This is a genomic window from Planctomycetota bacterium, from assembly GCA_026387035.1.
Classification (GTDB): domain Bacteria; phylum Planctomycetota; class Phycisphaerae; order FEN-1346; family FEN-1346; genus JAPLMM01.
Map to the genome: position 1 here is coordinate 1 of JAPLMM010000314.1, position 4,548 is coordinate 4,548.

At 67.0% G+C, this 4,548-nt stretch carries 4 protein-coding genes; 2 read left to right on the forward strand and 2 right to left on the reverse strand.

The window, feature by feature from the left end; translation table 11 throughout:
* Window positions 1–1,088, reverse strand: a 1,088-nt coding sequence (locus NTX40_11755; protein MCX5649743.1) for a HEAT repeat domain-containing protein, incomplete at its 3' end; no start/stop codon positions are given.
* Between the two features lie 67 nt (window positions 1,089–1,155).
* Window positions 1,156–2,502 (reverse strand): glutamine synthetase family protein, encoded by a 1,347-nt coding sequence (locus NTX40_11760; GenBank protein MCX5649744.1) that lies wholly within the window; start codon window positions 2,500–2,502, stop codon window positions 1,156–1,158.
* Between the two features lie 189 nt (window positions 2,503–2,691).
* Between NTX40_11760 and NTX40_11765 the strand changes: the two genes are divergently transcribed.
* The gene (locus tag NTX40_11765; protein MCX5649745.1) at window positions 2,692–3,804 is read left to right on the forward strand and encodes a hypothetical protein; all 1,113 of its coding nucleotides are present in this window, start codon (window positions 2,692–2,694) and stop codon (window positions 3,802–3,804) included.
* Between the two features lie 82 nt (window positions 3,805–3,886).
* On the forward strand, window positions 3,887–4,548 hold a 662-nt coding region (locus tag NTX40_11770), incomplete at its 3' end, for a YggS family pyridoxal phosphate-dependent enzyme (protein ID MCX5649746.1).

Sequence of the window (4,548 nt, forward strand, 5' to 3'; positions counted from 1 at the left end):
AGAATGAGCCGCAGCGCCCCCCCCAAGGGCACGGATTTCAGGTTCAGTGTAACCTTCGCCGACCGCTCGACGCCGGCCGCCTGGAGAGCGTCCCATCGGGCCTGGATGCTGGCGCCGCTATAGTCGGCGCAGAATCGCAGCGCCTCCTCGAGCGCGATGCCCTGGAACTCGAAACTGATGGGTTGGTCGAGTTTCTGCCGGACCTTGGGATCAACCTCGCTGCCGCTCCCGCCGGGTGCGCCCAGCCGGCCGAGGGCCCAGGCGGCGGCGTCGCGCAAGTGCGGATCATCGCTCTTGGCGGCCGCGGAGGCGAGCGCGTCGGCTGCTCGCCGATCGCCCAGTTCACCGAGCATGCGGGCGGCCTCCGGTGCGACCATCGACTCCTTGGACCCGAGTAGGTCAATCAGGATCGGCACAGCGCGGGGGTCGCGCATGCCTGCAAGGACCCGGGCCGCGGAGAACCGCACGCGCTCGTCCGGGGCGGCCAAGCCAGCGGCAGCGGCGGCCTTCGCTTTCTCCCCCCCGAGTTCGCCCAGCGACTGCATGGCGTAGTACCGGACGGCGAAGTCTGTGTCCTTCGTCGCGGCGATAAGAGGGTCGATGGCCCGGGCGTCGCCCTGGACGCCCAGAGCCTCCGCCGCCGAACTCCGCACCCGCGCCTCGGGGTCCTTGAGCGCGGCAATCAGCGGCGCGAAGTAGCCCGGGGCCTTCGAGCGGAAATCCCGGATTATATGGCCGATCGACTCGCGCACCACCGCGTCGCGGTCTTTCAGCATGGCGGCGACATACGGCACGGCCTTGGGGCTCCCGCTGCCCACCAGCGCTAAAACGGCGTACCGCCGCGTCGCGGCCGCAGGCTCGCGGAGCATGGCCGCCACCCGGTCGACCACGCCTTCGTCCTCGCTGCACCGCTTCGCCAGTTCCCTCGCCGCATCTGAGCACACCATCTCGTCGGCGTCGCGGAGTTTCCCGAGGAGTTCCAACACCGTCAGGCCGGAAAAGTCCGGCGGCGGTTCGCCGACAGGGGCGCCGAAAGCGAGACCTGACAAGAGGACGCTGGCGGCCAAGGCAATCAGGGCGGTTCGCATCGCGCCCTCCGTTGTTTGCGCGCGGCGAAGGCGACCGTGCCGACCTCCGCGACACGCAACCCATCGCTCACAGCACGCCCAGGAACTTTTTCAGTTCGTACGGGTGGACCTGGGTGCGGTACTCGTTCCACTCGATTCGCTTGTTCTCGATGAACTTCTCGAAGATGTGGTCGCCGAGCGCCTTCCGCACCAGGTCGCTCTTCTCCATCTCCTCGATGGCCTCGTTGAGGCTGCCCGGCAGGCTCGCGATGCCGAGGTCCCGGCGCTCCTCCTCGTTCATGTCGTAAATGTCTCTCTCCACCGCGTCGGGCAACTCGTAACCCTTCTCGATCCCCTCCAGGCCCGCGTGCAGCATCACCGCGAACGCCAGGTACGGATTGCACGCCGGGTCCGGCGCGCGGAACTCGATCCGCGTCGCCTTCTCCTTGCCGGGCTTGTACATCGGGACGCGGATCATCGTCGAGCGGTTGCGGCGAGCCCAGCAGATGTAGACGGGCGCCTCGTATCCCGGCACGAGCCGCTTGTACGAGTTCACCCACTGGGCGCAGACGCCGATGATCTCCCGCGCGTGGCGAATCAGGCCCGCCACGTATCCGCGCGCCACCTTCGACAGGTACATCTCGTCCTTCGGGTCGAAGAAGGCGTTCCGCTCGCCCTTGAAAAGGCTCTGATGCACGTGCATCCCGGAACCGTTCTGGCCGAAGAGAGGCTTCGGCATGAACGTCGCGTGGCAACCGTTCGCGATGGCCACCTCCTTGACCACCAGCCGATAGGTCATCAGCCGGTCGGCCATCGTCAGGGCGTCGGCGTACCGCAAATCGATCTCGTGCTGGCTCGGAGCGACCTCGTGATGGCTGTACTCGACGCCGATGCCCATCGCCTCAAGCATCTCGACCGTCTGCGACCGCAGGTCGTGGGCCACGTCCACGGCCGTCAGGTCGAAGTACCCCGCCTGGTCCAGCACTTCCGTGCCCTCGGCGTTCTTGAAGTAGAAGTACTCGGCCTCGGGACCGACGTTCATCGTGTACCCGTGCTTGGCAGCGCGGGCCACGGCACGCTTGAGCGCGTTCCGCGGGCATCCGACGTACGGTTTCCCGTCGGGCGTCAGCACGTCGCAGAACATCCGCGCCACGCGCGATGTGCCGCTCTCCTCGGGCAGGAGGCAGAACGTCGCAGGGTCCGGCTTGGCGATCATGTCGCTCTCGTCGATCCGCGCAAACCCGTGGATTGACGAGCCGTCGAACCCCATCCCCTCCGCAAGGGCCCCTTCGAGTTCGTCCACCGTGATGGCGAAACTCTTCAGGTTCCCCAACAGGTCCGTGAACCAGAGGCGGATGAAGCGGATCTTCTCGTCGCGGGTACGCTTCAGGATCTCTTCGGTCGGGTTCGGCTTGGCGGATTTGCGTTTGGCCATCGGATTCCCCTTTTGCATGGCACTCATCGGCCGAACATCAGCGGCCCATTGTCGCCGCGCCGGACCCGACCGTCAACCACATTCGCCCCAGCCCGCCGGCGTGAATGACGTGTCGGAATTTTATTGGTTACCCCCCCATTCTCGCGGCATAATGCCAGTGATGGACTACTTTCTGCGAAAGGGACGACCATGACCGAGCCCGTCGTTCAAAAGAGCCCCTGGACCCATCGGTTCTTTATGTTCTTCTTCAGCCTGGTGCTCGGGCTGCTCCTGATCTGGCTCATGAACCGGGTGATCGACCAGGTCGGAGAATGGCCCGGCCCGTCCTACGAGAAACTGGAACAAGCCCACCTGGCCCCCGGCCTGGTCGAGATGGCGAACCGACTGCAGGAAGAGCGGGCCGACCTGCGCCGTCGGATCGAGGAACGGCGCGCCCAACAGACGCGTCTGCGGGATAGCACCGACAACTCGCAGCGCACAATGAACCAACTCCTGGAACTCCACCGACTGAGCCTCGAAAAAAACGTCACCCCTACGGCCGAAGAACAGCAGGCTTTGGCCGAGGCCGTGCGGCTGTTCCTGATGAACCAAGCCAAGTACCAGCGCCTGAACGAAGAACTCGCACAACTCGAAGCCGAGGTACGCACGCTCGACGAGAAAATCAAGGCGCAAGAGGATGTCTTGGAGGTGGCCCGCGCGCCGATCCGCCAGGAGTTTGCGCGGCTCCTCCGACGCCACGAGGCCAAGGTGGGGGCGGCGAAACTGGGAGTCCTCGTGCCGCTGATGGCCGTTGCCCTGGTCCTCTTCATCAAGAAACGATCCGGACCCTACGCGCTGCCCGTGTATGCCTTCGGCCTGGCGGTGCTGGCCGAGGTGCTCCAGGTGATCCACGAGCACTTCCACACAGGGTACTTCATTTACGTCCTGCTCCTGGCGGCCATCGCGGTGGTGGTGCGGGCGATCATTTACCTGGTGAAGATCATGCGGTCGCCGAGCGCGGCGTGGCGATTGGCCCGGTATCGGCAGGCGTACGCCACGTTCATGTGCCCCATCTGCGGGTTCCCCATCCGGCGCGGACCGATGAAGTTCATGGTCTGGACGCGGCGGAGCCTCAAGGAACCGCTGGCGCCGACCACGCTGCCGGAGGCGCGGGCCGACGAGCCGTACACCTGCCCGGCGTGCGGAACGCGGCTGTTTGAGGAGTGCACGGCCTGCCACGCCGTCCGCCATGCCCTCCTGCCGGCGTGCGAACGGTGCGGGGCGACCCAGAGGCCTGGCCAGACGAAGTCGGCCGGGACCTGACCCGACGCGGCCCCCGTATTCGAAGCGCCGTGGACTGCCGCCCTTGCGGCCGCGCCGACGGCCGCTACACTGGATGGCGGCCATGAATCCCGCTCCCGAACGCCTCCTCGCCAATCTCCGCGAGGTCCGCGACCGCATCGCCGACGCCGCCCGGCGAAGCGGACGGACCCCCGACGCCGTCCGCCTCGTCGCCGTCACCAAAGCCGTCCCCGTCGAAACGATCCGCCTCCTCCTGGCGGCGGGCCAGCAGGACCTCGGCGAGAACCACGCCCAGCAACTGAGGGACCGCGCAAGGGAACTCGCCGACGCGCCCGCCCGCTGGCACATGATCGGCCGACTCCAGCGCAACAAGGTCAAGTACATCGTGCCCGCCGCCGCCATGATCCACAGCGTGGATTCGGTCCGCCTGGCGGAGGAAATCTCGAAGCGCGCGGCCGCGGCCGGGACGCGGGCGACGTGCCTTTTGGAGGTGAATGCGAGCGGCGAGGAGGCCAAGGGAGGCGTCGCGCCGGCCGAGGCCCCGCGCCTCGCCGACCGCATCGCCGCCCTTCCCGCCCTCGACCTCGTGGGCCTGATGACCATGGCGCCCCTCGCCGAGACGGGCGAGACCGTCCGGCCGGTGTTTGCGGCCCTGCGCGAATGCCTCGCGCGCATCAACCGCACGGCGGACCTGCCTGCGGCGCTCACGGAACTCTCGATGGGCATGACGCAGGATTACGAGACGGCCATCGAGGAAGGCGCGAC

Excerpts from the sequence above, each read along its gene's own strand:
- NTX40_11765 (MCX5649745.1), top strand. The coding sequence starts at position 2,692 with ATGACCGAGCCCGTCGTTCAAAAGAGCCCCTGGACCCATCGGTTCTTT.
- NTX40_11760 (MCX5649744.1), bottom strand. The coding sequence starts at position 2,502 with ATGGCCAAACGCAAATCCGCCAAGCCGAACCCGACCGAAGAGATCCTG.